This is a genomic window from Streptomyces sp. NPDC058751 (assembly GCF_042746485.1).
In the GTDB taxonomy this organism is placed as follows: Bacteria; Actinomycetota; Actinomycetes; order Streptomycetales; family Streptomycetaceae; genus Streptomyces.
Map to the genome: position 1 here is coordinate 313,675 of NZ_JBHYPZ010000002.1, position 17,203 is coordinate 330,877.

A 17,203-nucleotide genomic window follows, 5' to 3' on the forward strand; every position below is an offset into this window, starting at 1 on the left:
CGCATCACGACGTCGCGGTCATCCGTGACGGGAAAGACCGCGCTCGCGCTTCTCATCTCGAATCCGGACCGAGCAATGGCGAAATCACGCCGTCGGCCGTCATCGAGTTCTTCGGCGAAGTGCTGGTGAGGCCGGTCGGAGCGCATGCATCGCGCGCAAGCCCCCAGTAATCCCAGTAATCCCGGTAATCCCGCTGAATAGTTTTGGGGAGTTTTCTCATGTCGGACTTACCACCCGTGAAATCCTCTCCGTCCGGTCCGAAGGACGGTGACGAAACGACACAGGAGTGGACGGTCCCGGAACCCGGCGCGCCCCTGCCCCGAAACGCGTTCGTCCCCGCACACGAAATGGTGGCCCGCCTGGCCGCCGACCGTCCCGCGGCGGTCGCCGTACGCTGCGAGGACACCGCCGTCACCTACGGCGAGCTGGTCTCCTGGTCCCGGCAGCTGTCCCACCGCCTGGCCGCGGCCGGAGTGGCCGCCGGTGACCGGGTCGCCCTGCTCGCCGAGCCCTCCGCCGCGATGATCGCCGCCGTGCTCGGCGTGCTCGGCGCCGGTGCCGCCTACGTACCCGTCGATCTGGCCCAGCCGGACGCCCAGGTCGCCACGATCCTCCAGGACGCCCAGGTGAAGGCCGTCGTCACGACGGCGCACACCCGGGACCGGGCGACCGGTGCCCAGGTGCCCGTCGTCACGGTCCCGGGCGCCCCCGGCGAGGACCCGGACACCGCGGCCGCCGGTTCCTTCGCGACGACGGTCGGTCCGGCCGATCCGGCCTACCTCATCTACACCTCGGGCAGTACGGGGGAGCCCAAGGGCGTCGTCGTCGAGCACCGCAGTCTCACCGCCTCGACCCGGGCCCGCCTCGCGGTCTACCCGGGAAACGCGACCTTCCTCCTGGTGTCACCGCTGGCCTTCGACTCGTCGGTCGCCGGGATATGGGGGACGCTCCTGTCGGGAGGCTGCCTGGTCGTGGCGTCCGCGGACGAACTGCGCGACACCGACCGGCTGGTCGCGCTCGTCAGCCGCCACAGCGTGAGCCGCACCCTGTGCGTGCCCACCCTGTACGGGCTGCTGCTCGACGCCGCCGAACGCGCCGGGACGGATCCGCTGGCCTGTCTGCGGCAGGTGACCGTGGCGGGCGAGGCCCTGCCCCCGTCACTGGTCGAACGGCACTTCGCCGTCCACTCCTCCGCGGTGGAGCTGATCAACGAGTACGGACCGACCGAGGCGACAGTCTGGGCCACCTACCACCGCTTCACCGGTGTCGAACCGGTCAGCATCGGCGGCCCGGTCCCCGGTGCCCGGCTCTACGTCCTCGACGGCGGGCTCCGGCCCGTACCGCCGGGCACGGAGGGCGAGTTGTTCATCGGCGGGACCGGGGTGGCACGGGGCTACTTCGGCCGTCCCGAGGCCACCGCGGCGGTCTTCCTCGACGACCCCTTCGCCGTCGAGCCCGGCGCGCGGATGTACCGGACCGGTGACATCGTGCGCCAGAACGCGGCCCAGGGCCTGGACTTCGTCGGCCGCGGGGACGACCAGATCAAGGTCCGCGGCCACCGTGTGGAGCTCGGTGCGGTCGAGTCCGCACTGCGCGCGCTGGAAGGAGTCCGGGAGGCGGTCGTGCTGCCCGACGCGCGGCGATCGGGCCTGATCGGCTTCGTCGCGTCCCCGCGGGGCGCGGACCCGGTCGTGCTGCGCCGCGCCCTCACCGAGGAACTGCCCTCCGTGATGGTGCCCGGTGAGTTGCGGGTCCTGCCGGAACTGCCCCGCAACCTCAACGGCAAGCTGGACCGCGCGCTGCTGCGGACACTCGCCGCGGAGCCGCCGGCCGCCGCCCGCCCGGCGACCGCTCCGCTCACCGGCGATCCGCTCGCCGACCGGGTGACCGCCGCCTGGTCGGAGGTGCTCGGCGTGGCCACGGTGCCGCCGGACGTCAACTTCTTCGATCTCGGCGGCCATTCGCTGGCCATGTTCAAGCTCCAGGACGCCCTGGAGCGGCACTGCGGGATGCGGCCGTCGATCGTCGCCCTGTTCCAGGAGACCACCGTGGCAGCCCAGATCACGCTCATCCGCACCAGCCGCGAACAGGGGGAGGACACGGCGCCGTCCTCCTCGGCCGACGCCGCCCGCAGGGCCCGTACGGCCAGGCTTCGCCAGCAGCGCGCCCGGAAGGAGGCCCGCCGGTGACCGCCGCGGACGCATCAAGTGCCCCGGAGACCTCGGGGAACTCGGGGAACTCGGGGAACTCGGGGAACTCGGGGAACGTCGAGAGCTCGGAGAACTCAGGGATCCCGGAGGCCTCGGACGTCTCGCGCCGGCTCGTGTGCGAGACCCCCCGGCCCGAAGCACGCAGACGTCTGGTGTGCTTCGGGCACGCCGGAGCCTCGGCGTCCTTCTACCGTTCCTGGGGCCGGTCGCTGACCGGGATCGAGGTGCACGCCGTCCAGTACCCGGGGCGTGCCAACCGGTTCGACGAGGAGCCCCCGGACGATCTCCTCCGGCTCGCCGCCGACATCGCCGACGCGCTCGAACCGCTGGCGGATCTCCCGCTCTCCCTCTTCGGGCACAGCCTGGGCGCCCCGGCGGCCCTGGAGACGGCACGCGAGCTTCAGCGCCGGGGCATCGACATCGAGCACCTGTTCGCTTCAGGTTCCCGCGACGCCCCGCTGCCCGCTCCCTTCGCCGGTGACGAGGACCCCGACGAAATCCTCGAGGACCTGGTCAGGATGGGCGGCACCGAGGCGGAGGTGGTCGCCGACCCGATCTTCCAGGAGGTGGTCCTGCCGTATCTGATCGCCGACAACCGCATGTTCCACACCTATGAGATGGCCCCCGAGCCGCTGCTCGGGTGTCCGGTCACCACCATCGTCGGCGACCTGGACGAGGACGCGGACCGCCGCCCCTGGAGCGCGCTGACCACGGCGCCCGTCCATGAGATCGGCGTCTCCGGGAACCACTTCTACCTCGTCGCCGACCCGCCGTACTCGATCCTGCGGAAGGCCCTGTCCGTCCCGCGGCCCGGCTCCTGAGGAACCTCGGGTGAGGGACCACTGACCCTGAAAGCGTGGTGCCGTTGCGGCCGACGGGTCGTGGTCCCTGCGGAAGGTCGCCGCCGGGCCAGGATTCCGCCTACCGTCGAGGGCGTCCGTTCCGCAAACGGCCCGATGCGCAGCTGGGAAGGAAGTCGTGGAGATCTACGCCTACTGGCTCGATGGCGAGCACCTGCGGTTGTCAGGGTGGGGCCCGGAGGATCCTTCGTTGGCCGTCATGCTGAAGATCCAGGCCCTGCTGGGGCACACGGTCGTGCTGAGCGACGTTCAGCTCATCGACAGTCCCGTGGTGCAGACGCTTTTCGAGTCCGACGACTTCAGGTCCTTCGCGCGCAGCTGCCCGGAGTTCCTGCGCTGCACCACCGCCGCTCCGGCCGGAAGCGACTCGTTCGCCCTGGTCACCACCGGGCTGCAGCGCACTCTGGAACCCGGTTGGCTGTCCTCGTCGTTCGACACCGCGGAGCCTCTGGTGCGGTTGTCGGAAGCGGTCCTGGAGCGTGGGGACGCCAATCCGGGGCCGCTGTTCGCACGGGGAACCGCGCTGGGAGCGCTGTACGAGGAAGGCGGCGCCGTGCGGCAGAGGCTCCAGGCCGTGGCATGGACGCTGCACCACTTCTCCCGCGAAGCCGGGGTACCGCTCGGCACCACGTCGGTGACCCGCCCCAGCTCGTACTGCGACGTGCTCGAAGAAGTGGCGGAGTTACCGGGCCTCCCCGGCCACGACTACGCCCCGGTGGAACGCACGCTCACCTACCTGCACACCCACCTGGGACAGTCGGACCGTCACCGCAGAGCTCTGCTCGTCGCCCAGCTCGACGCGACGGACCCGCCGCACAGGACTGCGATAGGCAACACCGCGACCCAGGCGTGGAACGCGGCGGTCCAGCGGACGCTCGGCACCGACGGAGCCTCTCCACGATCCCTTCCCGAAGCCGCCGACGTGGGTCTGTACCTCGGGAGTCCCACAGACGCTCTGTTCGAGCCTTCGAGCCCCGCTTCCCCATCGCCCGCCGGGCACGGGCTGGCCTCGAGACAACTGGCGGCGGTCGGAGCGCTGAGCTGGCAGGACATCGGGAAGATCCAGCGGGACGACACCGTCACCCGGCGACGCGACGAGTACCAGACGGCGCTGCGGGCCGCGGACACCTCGGCGGCCGCGGACGCCCTCGCCGCGTTGCTGCGGGCTGTCAAGAAGAAGCTGCCGGCCGCCGGGCACGGATCCGGGCATCTCGGCTGGGCGGCCGTCGAAGCCGGACTGGCCGGTGCCGGGCTGGCCCTCGGAGCGGCGGACACCTTCGGGTTCGCCGCACCCGCCCTGGCGTTCGGCCTGGCAGCCGAGCGACTCCTCAGAGGCAGCCGCAAGCGGTCGCATATCGTCAACACACTGATGACGACAGGAAGACGAGGTTCCTGGACACGGCGTGGAGACACATGACCGTGCCAGCGGGACGGACAGCATGAACACCCACGACGAGACGGGCTTCCTTCCCCCGGTCCTCCTGAGCACGCCCTTCGCGCACGCCCCAGCAGGAGATCCGGTCGGCAACCGGAGCGCGAAGGCGGTCATCGACGGTGCGGTCGACCTGTGCGACTCCCTGCTCACCTGCGACCAGGGCCGGCCACCGACGGTCACCGTGCGCCAGGGCGGAACGGTCCGCTGGGCTGCGGACACGCTCACGGCGCGCTGGCACGCCGAGTGGCGAAGGCGGCACGCCGGCGAGCGGAGCGGCCCGAAGGTCGCGGTACACCGGCTGCGAACCGGAGGCCCGGGGCGGGCCGAGATCGAGACGGCGCACACCGACTGGGGCCAGGTGCAGGCGGCGCAGGCCGGATTCCTCGCCTCGCACGGCGACGCCCATGGACGGACCTCGTTCCTGTCGGCACTGCTCGACGGCGCTCGTGCTCCAGTCCCCAACATCGCCGCCGTCCATGGAGTCGTCGAGACCGAGGACGGCATGATCCTGCTGAACCGGCGCAGCCACCTCGTGAAGTACCACCCCCTCACCTGGAGTTGCTCGTTCGAGGAGGGGATGGAGCCGGCCGACGTCGCCGGGGCCGACTCCCACACCTTCGAACGGGCCGCGGCCAGGGGGATCGCCGAGGAGTTCGGTCTGGACGTCGGCACCGATGGCCTCACGGTGCTGGGGCTGTTGGGCGATACCGGGGCGATGAGTGTCGCGGCCGTGGTGCACTGCCGGATCCCGGTCCCGGGGAAGAGGCTGTGCACGCAGGCGACGGCCGTGCAAGCCGCCGATGCCTGGGAGCACGTCGGATGCGCTCTGCTACCGCTGTCCCCGGAAGCGCTGGCGGGAGCGCTGCTGGGCTCCGCACGCCCGGAGGGTGATGTCAGCCCGAAGCCGTCCGGCACCGGGCAGGGGCACGGGCCCGTCTCCTGGCACCCGACCTCCCGGTACCGGCTGCTGCTCACCATGCTCTTCCGCTTCGGCAGGGCACGGACGGCCGCGGCCTTGGCAGGGGCAGCCGTACTCCAGCAGGGGGCCTCGTGACGCGGAGCCCCCTGGTAGTGCCTGGTCAGGCCCGCGCTCTTCCTCCACGACCGGCACGATCACCGGCCGCCGCCGGACGGCACGTACGGAATCCGGGCTCAGGGCTTGGCGGAGTACACGACCCCGGCCAGGTTCTGGGCAGTGGAACCCCACACCTGGTCGTACAGGGAGGTGTCGACGCCGAGCGTGTACAGGAGCCACGAGGTGGTCACGGCGCGGGTCAGCTTCTGCTGCGCGGCGCGGCTGATGGTTCCGGAGTCGCAGCCGAAGCCGGAGCTGTCCTCGAAGCCGCAGTGGAAGCCGCCCGTGATGACGCGCAGTTGGGTTCCCGAGGGCTTGGCGTCGTACATCTTCTGCTGGTTGCCGGCGACGCCGGCGATGGAGTCGGCGCTGCCGCCGACGTACTGGACGGGCATGCCGAGAGCGGTGGACGCGGTGATCGCCGAGGGGGTGGTTTCCGCCGCCGCGAGGGTCGTGACGGATTTGACGGCCGGGTTGCGGCTTGCCGCGAGCAGTGCGGCGCCGCCGCCCATCGAGTGTCCCGATAGGGCGTACCGGGAGGTGTCGACCCGGCTTGCGAAAGGAGAGCCGGAGGCGGTGTTCTGCGCGGTGAGCCAGGACAGTCCCGCGTTCAGGTCGTCGGCGAACGCCGAATGGCTGGGGAACAGGCCGCCCTGGGACTTGGGGACCACGGTGATGACACCCCAGGAGGCGTAGTGCTCGAGCAGGCTCTCGTACTGGGTGATGGCTTGGAAGAAGCCGTGGCCGAAGGCGAGTCCAGGGTGGGTGCCGGCGGCGACCGGAGCGTTGGCGCCGGCCGTGGTGCCGGGGTACCAGACCCGTGCGCTGTACGTTCGCCCCGCTGCCGACACCGTGAGATCGGTGTAGGCCACGGAGAACGGTCCTGGAGCGGAGAGGTCCACGGCCTCCGCCGAGGGGGTCGGCGGGGAGGCGTCGGCGGCTGGTGCCAGGGCGAAGGCGGCTGCCACGGTCAGCAGTATCGCGGTCATGGACCGCAGGAGTGTACGGAACACGAGATCACCTTTTCTGTGGGGATGAAACAGTGATTTCTGGTGGTACGTCTCCGTGCTGTCCGGGTGTTCTCCGACTACGGGGTCGGGCGAGTGCGGTGCTCGGGTACACCCGAACCCGAGCGGCGGATCAGAGGGGTTCGGGCACCCGAACAGTGGTGCCGGATGGGCGTGGACATGGGCGCCCCCCCCGTGTGACCGGGCGGTCATGTGACCGCCCGGTCATGATGGTGGCCTCGGTCAGCTGGTGTCAACGGGTCGGACGCGAGGCGCTGTTGGGGCCGAACCCGTTGGCCGAAGGGCGCGAGCCGTGCAGTCCGTGAACGACCGACAGGGCCGCACCGGGGCGGTCTCCGGCCATCGGTGGAACCCGGACCTGGACGGGTTCCGCACGGTGCGCAGCCGCTTCACGCCGAAGGCGTCGCGTCGGTCCCTGACCGACGCCGACGAAGGCCGGCCTGCCCGGTCGGCGGCATGGCTCGACAGGCTCCGCAGAAAAATGCCCGAAGGGGCGACACCCCCCGTGATGCGGTGGGTGGGCTTCGAGACGGTCGCCTGGACCGGCGAGAGCGAGCCGACCAGGCACGAGACCTTCGAGGGCGAGGCGAAGCGCGGCAGGGCGAAGGAGGTCCGGATCGGCCCGGACGGCGAGCCGTTCCGGACCGGCACGATGACCGTCGGCCGGGTCGGGTACGGCCCGTCAGGCGTCGGCCTGCTCCGTGAAGTGCTGGAGGAGGGCTGCCTGTACGTGCTGGAGGAGCAGGGTGTTCTGCTTGATCTGGGACAGCCGGTTCGTGGCGTGGGCGGCGTACTCCGGTCCTTCCACGGCGGAGGCCAGGAGAAAGGCGGCGAGTACGTCGATGCCACGCGCCGTATCCGCGAACTGGCCCACGGGGACCAGGCGGCGGTCGAGCGGAACGGCATCGTCGGCGACCGCGTCGGTGACCAGCGACGGCTGCCAGCTGTCCGCGTTGTTGAGCGAGTGATGAGTGTCGAAGCGGACGGTGACCCTCTCGCCGGCGGGCACCTCGACGCTGTACGAGCCGTCGTTGTCGGTGAAGGCACGGTCGATGAACGTGAGGTCGGGTCGGTAGACGCTGACCTTGATCATGAAGATCGGCTCGTCCCCGGTGATGGTTCGCACATGCCCGTGCATGAGAGTCTCCCCTCGGGCGCGGCCGGGATTCTCGTCAAGGACGTGCGGGAGCGGCCGAAGCCGACGAACGCAAGTCTGATTGAAATGCGGACTTCTGAGAGGCCGTTCAGCGCACCTGATTCCAGGCTCACCCCATGCACGGACCATGTCAATTTCGGCCGGGAGTGCGCCGTGCCACGCTGCGGTGGTTGAAACAAAAACCGGCCCGCGTCACAATGCTCCGTCGCGCGCGGGGAAATGCGGACACCGAGCCTCATCGAGGCCCCGCTGCCCATGGGGCACGATCTCGCCAGAGCCTGCCGGGAATCGACTTGCCGGTTCCGGGACTTGGAACGCGGGTCGGCACGTCGCGCGCCCACAAGTTGCTCTTCCGTGAACCCCCAGTACCCTGTTTGCCCGATCCCCAACATAGTCATATAGTGGCAATAAGTGATCTTTCGCTCCTCGTGAAGCCGCCCGTATCACGGAAGCGCGGCCAAGAGGATCCGTGGTCCCCTGTACGCATACGTGTCAACCAGGGGAAGCTCGCAGCAGGATCCCCAGCCTTGCCCGCAGAAACAGCTATCACATCTCGGCAACATCTCCCCCGGGCCGGGGATGTCGGCCAACTCCCGCTCCTCGATCCGACACCTCGATGCGCCATGCGGACATGGCTTCCGATCGACAAGCCAGAGGGGCATCGAAAAATGAGAATGAGCCTGACCGAGCTGCGTTCCCTCGCCACCCGGGCAGGGTTCACCGGCAAAGACATCAAAATCGCAGCCGCCGTCGCCATGGCGGAATCCAAGGGCGACCCAGGCGTCGTCGGAGACCAGAACCTGGTCGACCACAAGTGGGGACCGTCCATCGGTCTCTTCCAGATACGCTCCCTCAAACACCCGGGGCAGTTCTCCCCGCCGGACACGCTCAGGGTCGCGGAAAAGCTCAAGGACCCGGTCTACAACGCCAGGACGGCAAAGGCCATCAAGCACGCACACGACTGGAACCAATGGTCCACGTTCGTGAACGGAGCCTACAAGCAGTACATGGACGGCGGGCCCACCGCCCCCACCGGCTTCGAGCCGTTCCCCGGTGCGTCGTTCTTCCACGCCGGACGGAAATCGCCGATCGTCGCCGCGATGCACCATCGGCTCGTCGCCGAAGGCTGCAACCGGTACCAGTCGAGCGCCAACGCCGACGTGTGGGGCCCGGGCGATGTGAAGTCCTACGCCGCCTGGCAGCGGAAACTCGGCTTCGAAGGCGACGACGCCAACGGCATCCCCGGTAAAACCAGTTGGGACAAGCTGCACGTCCCCAACGTCTGAAGTCCGAGACCACGGCATCGCGGAATCCCGCGGGAAAGCCAGAAACCCTACCTTCGAACTCGACCGCCACATCAACCAGCAGTTCCACGCCTCGACCCGGTGGCATCGGATCCGAAACCGGATCATCATGCACGACACGGATGTGATCTTGACGTACACGGCTGCGAGACACGCGACCGTATCCACATCCGCCACACGAATCCGATGACGGTCGAGGACGCCTCGACCGGTGAAGCGGGACTTCTCGATCCCGAGTACCACCGGTGACACGAAGTCGTGGAACCGAAAGGACGGCATCGTGCCCGAGAAGAACTTCGACGACGAGGACGTGAAAGCGGCCCTCGAAAAGACGGACACCGGCGATGGACCCGGCACCGACAACCTCGACGACCTTCCGGAGAGCGACTTCGTCGCCTTCGCCCAGGACGGCGTCGAGAACGACGCGGAGGACCCCCAATGACCGCCACCATCGCTTACGACCGCCCCGTCTCCAACCTCATCGACAAGCTGAGCGCGACGGGCCACGTCACCCACAAGTCCTTCAGGAAGACATCGGTCACACTGCATCACAACGCCGGCCGGCTTTCGCACCAGGGCGTGCTCAACCTCTGGAAGACGCGTCCGGCCTCGGCCCACTTCGACGTGGACGCCGCCGGTGCCGTCGCCCAGTACGTCAAGGTGAACGAGTACGCCTGGGCCGTCGGCAACGTGGCCGGCAACCAGAGCTCGATCAGCATCGAAATGGCGAACGCGACACTCGCGCCCAACTGGACGGTCGCCGAGGCCACCTGGAAGAACGCCGCACGTCTCGCCGGCTGGCACTTCGCCAAGGTGATCGGCGCACGCCCCAGCAAGAGCAACCTCTTCTACCACCACCACTGGTCCGCGACCACCTGCGCCGGCCCGCACATGGAAAAGATCTACGACAAGGTCCTCACGGAGGCTCAGGAGGCCTACGACCACTTCAAGGGTTCACGCCCCGTCCCCAAGCCGGGTACAGAGCCGTTCCCCGGTGCGTCGTTCTTCCACGCCGGACGGAAATCGCCGATCGTCGCCGCGATGCACCATCGGCTCGTCGCCGAAGGCTGCAACCGGTACCAGTCGAGCGCCAACGCCGACGTGTGGGGCCCGGGCGATGTGAAGTCCTACGCCGCCTGGCAGCGGAAACTCGGCTTCGAAGGCGACGACGCCAACGGCATCCCCGGCAGAACCAGTTGGGACAAGCTGCAGGTCCCCAACGTCTGACCGCCCTTCGCTCGGGCAGGGAGACCACCACGCCGTCACCACGGTACAAGGAGACCCCATGGTTACCTCGCACAACGTTGACGCGCCACTTGACCAGCTGTTCGCGCGGGCGCGCGAGCAAGGGCTGCAGGTCCGTCGGAAGCCCCCGGAGAGGCCGGCCGTTCCTTCTGCCGACACGAAAGGGATTCCGACCGGCAAGAGCCCGCACAGCGTAGCGGTGAGCCCGGACGACAAGCGCCTCTACACGACCGACTTCGCGTCCGGCACCGTCTCGGTGATCGATGCCGACGGCACGGCAGTCGTGGACACGATCGACGCGATCGAAGGGCCCTACGGTGTGGCGGCCAATCCCGACGGGCACGCTCTGCACGTGGCCAGTCCCAGTTCCAAGGCGCTGGTACACATCGATCTCGACGCCGGTTCCTCGACGCAGAGCCACTTCGCCCGCGCTCCCTACGGTCTGGCTCTGAGTCCTGACGGAGCCCGCGTCTACCTGACCCTGGCGCTGGAGGACTCCGTGCTGGTCACGGACCACTTCGCCAAGGAGAACTTCGCCGAGATCCACGGCATCACGTTCCCCACCGGTGTGGCGGTGGCTCCGGACGAGAGCCTCCTCTACGCGGCCAACTACTTCGCGGGCAAGGTGTCCGTGGTCGACCTCGCCCAGAAGACGGTGACCGCCACGATCCAGGTCGGCCCGGATCCGTACGGAGCCGCGCTGAACCCCTACGGCGACCGCCTCTACGTGGCGCACTTCGGATCCGATTCGGTCTCGGTGATCGACACGACGAACCTCACGGTGATCGATACGATCCCGGTCGCCGACGGCCCGCGCGGGGTGGCGGTGAACCATGACGGCACCCGCCTTTACGTCACCAACTTCTTCGCGGACTCCGTGACGGTGATCGAGCTGTAGGGCCGGCTCGCATCCGGCGCCGGGCCCGGGGCCGATGCCGCCGAGTGCCACGGAGCACCGGCGACCCGGTCCGCCCACGGGTCTGCCGTACGGAGCACGGTGGCCTCGAACGACTCGGAACCGGGCAGGACGAGCGGCGGAAGTCCGACGGTCGAACCAGGCCGGAGGTCGATCCGGATTCCGCTGACGGCCCGCTGCGTGACCACCAGTCGCAGGCCGTTCCAGGAGTAGGGGCAACCGTCGATGCCGGACCCCTTCATGATGTGGGCGGGGTGCGGACGCCCCGGGCCGAGGAGGTCTTCAGCCGCGGTCAGGGGCATTCCGCAGTGAAGCGGGCCGACCCGGCCGGTTCGGGCGAAGCCGACGAGCACGTTCAACAAGGTCACGGCAGTGACCGTGTCACTCTCCCGGGCCTGTGCGCACTCTGATGTCGGCGCGGTGTGAAACCTGTCCCGCCCTGCCTGACATCAACGATCGGCAGCGGCGTGGCGACGGCGGCGCGTTCGCCGTCCGCCAGGGGGTGTCGGCCCGTGCTCCGAGGAAACGCCCCCTCAGCAGGAGCGCGGTCGGCGCTTCCCCCTTCAACTGTCCGAATTCGAACGGCAGTCACCCGCATCTCGGGATGCGAGCGTGCAAGCGCAGGCGGACGATGGAATGGAGTGTGTGGTGGTCGCCAGCCGGCGTCGGACCGCTCGCGGTTCCTCTTCCGCGCCGCGCTACCCGCTCTCGCAGCTCCCCTGGTTCTCGAACGGCCGTCGCCGCCCGAGTCGTTTCCCCGGTCACCCACCGATCCCGGACCGGTTCACTTGGAGGCACCGAGATGCCCGTGCTCTTCCTCGACATAGGAGCAACCCTGGCGGACGTCCGCCAAGAGGCCGACGGCTCACTGACGTTCCTGCCCCGACCACGTGTCCTCGCCGTACTCGACGCCTTCGACGACGTACGCAAGGGCATCATTTCCAACCCCGGTTCGGGCGAAGGCGCCGTGGAACGGGCCGCGTCGGCCCTGCAGGAGGCGTTCCCCGGCCGCTTCACGAACGACGCACTCGTGCGCTGGGGCCCCAAGAACAGCCGGAAGATCTTCGACGAGGCGGTCGCCGCCACGGCCGTGGCCGGCGCACCGGCGTCGGCGGCCGACGAGTGCGTCTTCGTGGGCGAGGACCACCAGGAGCGCGCGTTCGCCAGGGAAGCCGGGCTGCGCACGGCGCCCCACCCCGTCTTCACCCGCGCCGCCGTGGAGAACCGCGCCGTTCTCTGGGCGCGGATCGAACTGCCCGAAGGCCAGGGACTGCCCGCGCTGGAGGCGATCGCGAACCAGACCGAGGTGATCCCCGTGCACATCGCGTCCCCGCACCTCGTACTGGCCATGGTGAGCACGCGCGGCGCCGCGGCACTCGAACAGGCCGGGTTCTCGGTCGACCTGCGAGGGCCGGTGGAGGACACGGCGGCCTTCCTGGTCCGCGACGACCGCCACCACACCCCTGCCCAGGGTCTCGCGGACACTCCGGCCGGGGCGACGACGCGCACCACGTCCACTTTCGGCCTCCTCGCCGACGAACTCGCCGGAGCCACCGCCCCGCCGCTCCTCCCGCTGGGTCCGGCGCCGGGCGGTGTCTACGTCGCCGCACCCGCGGGCGTCCCGGTCGAGGACGTCCACCTGCCGGACGCGAAGCCCGGACACACCGAGCGGCTGCTTCCGGACCCGGCGCTGCTCTCCCGCCCCGGAGAGGCATGGGCGCAAGGACTCGTCGCCGGCCCGGCGGAAGGCTTGGCGGAGCCGGGCCCACAGGCGGCCGGCGACGACAGCCCCTCCCCGGAGACGATCGCCGCGGTGCTCGCGGCCGTGACCCCCGAGGTACTGGGCGGCCATGTCGCGCGCATCTCCGGCGTCGAGCCGCTCAGGGAGGGCGAAACGCTGCTGGTGCGCAGCCGGGACGCGTCCGCCGCGGACAACCCCCGGGTCGTCGAGGCGCTCGCGGACCGCTTCCAGGACCTCGACCTGCGAGTACGGCTCCACCGGTTCCGGTGGCGGGGGCGGCGGTTGTTCAACGTGGAGGCCGAGCACCGGGTCGCCGGGGCCGACTCCACGGTGCTCATCACCGCACACCTGGATTCCACCGCCTCCAGCGGCGAGTTCGTCGACGAGAACGGCGAGCCGCGCCCCTACGATCCCGCCGTGGACCCCGCCCCCGGCGCAGACGACGACGGCAGCGGAACCGCCGCCGTCATGGCCGCGGCCGAGTGCCTGCACACACTGCTCACGGACGGCAGGACACCGGCCCGCAACGTGCGCTTCGTGCTCTTCAACGCCGAGGAACAGGGCCTGGTCGGCAGCAAGTTCTACGCCCGGGCCGCCGCCGCGGCGGGTGAGCGCATCGCCGGTGTCTTCCAGATGGACATGATCGCCGGCCTCCGGCAGGGCAGCCCGCCCACCGTCGAGATCCACGCCGGTTCCTCGGTGCCGGGACCGGTGGTGGGCGCGTCCGACGCACTGGGCGCTCTCGTCGCGGGTACCGTTCCCGCCATCGACCCCGCGGTGACGGTCCAGCAGCTCACGGGCCCCTTCGATCCGGCGATCGGACGCAGCGACCACGCGAGCTTCCACGAGCGGGGGTGGGCCGCCGTCGCCGTGTCCGAGGACATCTTCGCGAGCGACGGAGGCCCCGGCACCGGCACCCGGCAATACCACACCCCGGGAGACACCCTCCAGGACCAGGACCACAACCCGCAGTTCGCGGCCACGGTCGCCCGATCCGTCACGGCGACCGCCCTGACCCTCGCGGGCCTGTGACCCGTAAGACCACCGACACCGGGCCTCACACGCACGACAGGAGCATCCGTCATGACACAGCTCATCGACAAGCGGGACCTGGAGTACGACCGGCTCGCCCGGGTCCCGGGCGCCGAGGCGTTCCTCTCCGACACCGACCGTGTGGCGGAGTCGCTGCAACACGTCCTCATCGCCGAGAGCAACAAGGTGAACCGCTTCACCGGGCACCTGACCGAGCTACGGGTGGAGGGCGCGCCCGCCGGTCTCGCCGAACGGACGGGCGGCGGGGCCACCGACGGCGACTACATCGCCCGGGCCAAGGAATACCTCTCCTCGGTCTCGGGGGCCATCGGCTTCGCCGCCGGAGAGCCCGCCGAGTTCGAGGCCGACCCGAAGGTGACGGAAACAAGCGGCGGCATGCGAGTGGTCAGCCTCCAGCAGACGCTCAACGGCATCGACGTGTGGGGCATGGCTCCCAAGGTGTGGCTGCGCGCGGACGGCACCGTGGACAGGGTCGTCGGAGACACGGCGAGCGTGCTGAGCAACGTCCCCACGATGCCGACGGTGCCGGTCGAGACCGCCCTGGCCGCCGGCGCCGCGAAGGCCGCCGAACCGGCCACGTTCGAAGGCCCGTACGGCACCGACGAACTGCCGGGCCTGGACATCTCGGCCGGCTTCCGCCGACTCGGCTCCCAGGCACGCAACGACCAGCCGATGACGTTCGAGGCAGGCGCCTTCGACGAGGCGATCCCCGCCCGGCTGGTGTACTTCTACATGGGTGATGACGTCCGGCTCGCCTGGTCGTTCAGGTTCTCCCGGGAGAAGGGGGCCGTGCAGTACCAAGCGCTCGTGGAGGCCGACGCCAGAACGGCAGACGCGGAGGCACCCCAGGTCCTGTACCTCCAGGACCTCACCAGTCACGTCATCGGCGGAGTGGTGATCCGGCAGGACCCGGTCGAGACCGAGCCCGCCCTGGCCTCCTTCCCCCTGCCGCTGACCGACTATCCGGTCAAACCCCCTGCGGCGGCGTTGCCCGGCTTCCCCGGGCCCTGGGTCACGCGGCAGAACGGGCACGTGGCGACCGTCGGCAACAATGTGCGGGCCGTCGACGCGGACACCGGCAAGACCTTCCAGGTCGACGTCGACGCGGCGGGCAACGGGGTGTTCGCGCCGAAACCCGACACTCAGGAACAACTCGTCACCAACGTCTTCTTCCTGTGCAACTACATGCACGACTTCTTCATGATGCTCGGCTTCACGGAAGAGCACGGCAACTTCCAGACCGTCAATTTCTCGGGCCTGGGCCGGGGAGCCGACCCCGTCGTGGCCCGCGCCCATCCCCGGCCCGTCGTCGGCACGGCCAACATGTTCACGCGCGCCGACGGTGTGGCGGCGGAGATGAACATGGGTCTGGTCGGCAGCTCCCAAAGGCACACGGCCAAGGAGGCGAGCATCGTCCGCCACGAGTTCACGCACGGTGTGACCAACCGGCTGGTCGGCGGCCTGCACGATGCCAACGGTCTGCAGGAGGACCAGTCCCTGGCCATGGGCGAAGGCTGGTCGGACTTCTTCGCGCTCACGATCCTCAACTTCTTCCACGAGCAGGAACACACCGTCATCGGCGACTGGGTGCTCGACAGGGCGGGTGGCATCCGCCAACGGCCCTACGACGACCAGTACCCCGGTGACTTCGGCGACATCGGCAAGACCCCGAACGGGCTCGACTACACGAGGATCCACAACGTCGGCGAGATCTGGTGCGCCGCGCTCATGGAGATGACCCGCCGGATCAGCGCCGAGCTCGGCAGCAAGGAACGCGGCTACCGCACCACCTGGCAGGCAGTGGTCGACGGGCTGAAACTCACTCCCAAGAACCCGTCCCTCCTCACCGCCCGCGACGCGATCCTGCGGGCTCTGAGGGACCTCCGGGGGAAGTCGATCACCCAGACCGAGTACCCCGAGGTCCGGATGGCGGCGTGGGGTTCCTTCGCCCGCTACGGCATGGGCTTCGACGCCTTCTGCCCCAACGCGTCCTTCGTCGGCTGCCGGGCAGGCACCGCACTGCCTCCGGCCGGACACGAGGACTGAGACGGCTCGGCCGCCCCGCTCCACCCGGGGCCGGTGGAGGCCGGTTCGAGGTGGGATCGCCGACAGGGGCCGCGTGCGGGTCGGCTCAGCCGATGGTGTTCAGCATCGCAGCTTGGACGTGGTCGGCGGCGTTGTGGTGGCCAAGGGTGTTGGGGTGCACGAGGGCCAGTTGGTCAGGCGGGGTGACGAAGCCCTCCACCCACTTGTCGGTGTCGCAGACGCTGTGGTTCCGGGAGGAGCCGTAGAGGTCGACGAAGTCGGCGGCTTCCTGCGTGCGGGTGGACTTCTCGATGATGTCGTCGAGAGGTCCGAGGACGTCCTGGCGCAGCCAGTCCAGGTCGCCTTTGGTGATCGAGCCGAACTGCGTCACGTCGTTGTAGCGGCACTTGGAGGTGTCTTCGGGAACGATGGTGGGGTAGCCGACAGTCAGGATCTTCGCGTGCGGGGCGCGCTCGTGAAGCACGGCGAGCATCCGGTCGTACTCCCGGCTCACCTTGTTCAGCCGGTCGGGGATGCTGACGGCCAGGGCGTCCTTGCACGGGGTGCCCACGCCGCCGTTCTCCTCGCCCAGTTTCAGGCACTGGCCGAGGAGAGCACCGAATCCGGGAGTGTTTCCGCCGATGCCGACGGTGATCACGTCGGTGTCGGGGCCCACCGCCGCGGACTGGGGCGGTACCGCGGGGAAGGGGTAGTCCGGATCCTCGGAGAGGGGCGGCAGGTGACGGCCGACCGGCTCCTGGGCCTTCTCGGTGACGTCCTCGATGGTGGCGGCGGCACAGCTGACGTTGGTGAGGTCGAAGAGCGCGCCGAGCCTGGACTCGATGAGCTGGGGATAGGACCGGTCGGTGCGCTCGCAGCCGTTGCGTGGGACTTCGAAGGTCTCGCCCGCGGCCGGGATGCCCCCGGCGGTGTAGGAGTCGCCCAGGGCGACCCACTGGCGGCCCGCGGCGGCGGCGGGCTGAGCCCCGGCGAACTGCGCGGGGACGGCGGCGCCGGCGGTGAGGGCTGCGGCCGAGCCGAGCAGGGCCAGACGAATGCGGAAGCGTGCCACGAATTCTCCCTGTACATGCCTTTGGCATGGTTTTGGCCGCACATAGGCCGTGACTGTACGTGCGGATCCAATACGTAAAGTTA

At 69.5% G+C, this 17,203-nt stretch carries 14 protein-coding genes; 10 read left to right on the top strand and 4 right to left on the bottom strand.

The features are described 5' to 3' along the window. The first annotated feature begins 347 nt into the window (after nt 1-347). The 4 genes from ACFW6B_RS03480 to ACFW6B_RS03495 all read left to right on the top strand — a co-directional run bounded on the left by ACFW6B_RS03480 (nt 348) and on the right by ACFW6B_RS03495 (nt 5,559). Nucleotides 348-2,189 carry a non-ribosomal peptide synthetase gene (locus ACFW6B_RS03480; RefSeq protein WP_386591649.1) on the top strand — a complete coding sequence of 614 codons (1,842 nt, stop codon included), beginning with the start codon at nt 348-350 and terminating at the stop codon, nt 2,187-2,189. After that, nucleotides 2,186-3,031 (top strand): thioesterase II family protein, encoded by an 846-nt coding sequence (locus ACFW6B_RS03485; protein ID WP_386591650.1) that lies wholly within the window; start codon nt 2,186-2,188, stop codon nt 3,029-3,031. The genes ACFW6B_RS03480 and ACFW6B_RS03485 overlap by 4 nt, the downstream gene beginning before the upstream one ends. A gap of 157 nt (nt 3,032-3,188) precedes the next feature. Further along, the gene (locus ACFW6B_RS03490) at nt 3,189-4,487 is read left to right on the top strand and encodes a hypothetical protein (RefSeq protein ID WP_386591651.1); all 1,299 of its coding nucleotides are present in this window, start codon (nt 3,189-3,191) and stop codon (nt 4,485-4,487) included. Nucleotides 4,488-4,509: 22 nt separating this feature from the next. After that, nucleotides 4,510-5,559, top strand: coding sequence for a hypothetical protein (locus ACFW6B_RS03495; RefSeq protein WP_386591652.1), 1,050 nt, complete (start codon nt 4,510-4,512; stop codon nt 5,557-5,559). A 98-nt stretch (nt 5,560-5,657) separates the two neighbouring features. On the opposite strand, the gene ACFW6B_RS03500 is transcribed toward ACFW6B_RS03495, so the two are convergent. Both ACFW6B_RS03500 and ACFW6B_RS03505 read right to left on the bottom strand, forming a co-directional pair. After that, a complete protein-coding gene (locus ACFW6B_RS03500; protein ID WP_386591653.1) occupies nt 5,658-6,569 on the bottom strand; it encodes an alpha/beta hydrolase family protein in 912 nt (303 codons plus the stop codon). 721 nt (nt 6,570-7,290) lie between these two features. Further along, nucleotides 7,291-7,746, bottom strand: a complete 456-nt coding sequence (locus tag ACFW6B_RS03505; protein ID WP_386591654.1) for a carboxypeptidase regulatory-like domain-containing protein — start codon at nt 7,744-7,746, stop codon at nt 7,291-7,293. 692 nt (nt 7,747-8,438) lie between these two features. Between ACFW6B_RS03505 and ACFW6B_RS03510 the strand changes: the two genes are divergently transcribed. The 4 genes from ACFW6B_RS03510 to ACFW6B_RS03525 all read left to right on the top strand — a co-directional run bounded on the left by ACFW6B_RS03510 (nt 8,439) and on the right by ACFW6B_RS03525 (nt 11,211). Then, entirely contained in the window at nt 8,439-9,050 is a 612-nt protein-coding gene (locus tag ACFW6B_RS03510; RefSeq protein ID WP_386591655.1) for a peptidoglycan-binding protein, read from the top strand. A gap of 298 nt (nt 9,051-9,348) precedes the next feature. Beyond that, complete coding sequence (locus ACFW6B_RS03515; protein WP_386591656.1) at nt 9,349-9,510, top strand: hypothetical protein; 162 nt, start codon at nt 9,349-9,351, stop codon at nt 9,508-9,510. Further along, on the top strand, nt 9,507-10,295 hold the full coding sequence (locus ACFW6B_RS03520; RefSeq protein WP_386591657.1) for a peptidoglycan-binding protein: 789 nt from the start codon (nt 9,507-9,509) through the stop codon (nt 10,293-10,295). Before ACFW6B_RS03515 ends, ACFW6B_RS03520 begins: the two co-directional genes overlap by 4 nt. A gap of 217 nt (nt 10,296-10,512) precedes the next feature. Then, nucleotides 10,513-11,211: a YncE family protein gene (locus tag ACFW6B_RS03525; RefSeq protein WP_386591659.1), complete on the top strand. Its 699-nt coding sequence runs from the start codon at nt 10,513-10,515 to the stop codon at nt 11,209-11,211. Here the strand turns inward: ACFW6B_RS03525 and ACFW6B_RS03530 are convergent. Further along, the gene (locus tag ACFW6B_RS03530; protein ID WP_386591660.1) at nt 11,163-11,597 is read right to left on the bottom strand and encodes a hypothetical protein; all 435 of its coding nucleotides are present in this window, start codon (nt 11,595-11,597) and stop codon (nt 11,163-11,165) included. The two genes, ACFW6B_RS03525 and ACFW6B_RS03530, sit on opposite strands and share 49 nt — an antisense overlap. 434 nt (nt 11,598-12,031) lie before the next feature. On the opposite strand from ACFW6B_RS03530, the gene ACFW6B_RS03535 reads away from it, so the two are divergent. Together ACFW6B_RS03535 and ACFW6B_RS03540 are read left to right on the top strand one after the other, a co-directional pair. Beyond that, nucleotides 12,032-14,002 (top strand): M28 family metallopeptidase, encoded by a 1,971-nt coding sequence (locus ACFW6B_RS03535; RefSeq protein WP_386591661.1) that lies wholly within the window; start codon nt 12,032-12,034, stop codon nt 14,000-14,002. Between the two features lie 51 nt (nt 14,003-14,053). Then, the gene (locus ACFW6B_RS03540; RefSeq protein ID WP_386591662.1) at nt 14,054-16,069 is read left to right on the top strand and encodes a M36 family metallopeptidase; all 2,016 of its coding nucleotides are present in this window, start codon (nt 14,054-14,056) and stop codon (nt 16,067-16,069) included. A gap of 85 nt (nt 16,070-16,154) precedes the next feature. Here the strand turns inward: ACFW6B_RS03540 and ACFW6B_RS03545 are convergent, their stop codons facing one another. Then, complete coding sequence (locus ACFW6B_RS03545; RefSeq protein WP_386591663.1) at nt 16,155-17,120, bottom strand: SGNH/GDSL hydrolase family protein; 966 nt, start codon at nt 17,118-17,120, stop codon at nt 16,155-16,157. Nucleotides 17,121-17,203 lie beyond the last annotated feature (83 nt).

What these genes read in the sequence shown, in the direction of transcription:
- ACFW6B_RS03480 (WP_386591649.1), top strand. Translation starts at nt 348, where the DNA reads ATGGTGGCCCGCCTGGCCGCCGACCGTCCCGCGGCGGTCGCCGTACGC.
- ACFW6B_RS03495 (WP_386591652.1), top strand. Translation starts at nt 4,510, where the DNA reads ATGAACACCCACGACGAGACGGGCTTCCTTCCCCCGGTCCTCCTGAGC.
- ACFW6B_RS03500 (WP_386591653.1), bottom strand. Translation starts at nt 6,569, where the DNA reads ATGACCGCGATACTGCTGACCGTGGCAGCCGCCTTCGCCCTGGCACCA.
- ACFW6B_RS03505 (WP_386591654.1), bottom strand. Translation starts at nt 7,746, where the DNA reads ATGCACGGGCATGTGCGAACCATCACCGGGGACGAGCCGATCTTCATG.
- ACFW6B_RS03510 (WP_386591655.1), top strand. Translation starts at nt 8,439, where the DNA reads ATGAGCCTGACCGAGCTGCGTTCCCTCGCCACCCGGGCAGGGTTCACC.
- ACFW6B_RS03520 (WP_386591657.1), top strand. Translation starts at nt 9,507, where the DNA reads ATGACCGCCACCATCGCTTACGACCGCCCCGTCTCCAACCTCATCGAC.
- ACFW6B_RS03535 (WP_386591661.1), top strand. Translation starts at nt 12,032, where the DNA reads ATGCCCGTGCTCTTCCTCGACATAGGAGCAACCCTGGCGGACGTCCGC.
- ACFW6B_RS03540 (WP_386591662.1), top strand. Translation starts at nt 14,054, where the DNA reads ATGACACAGCTCATCGACAAGCGGGACCTGGAGTACGACCGGCTCGCC.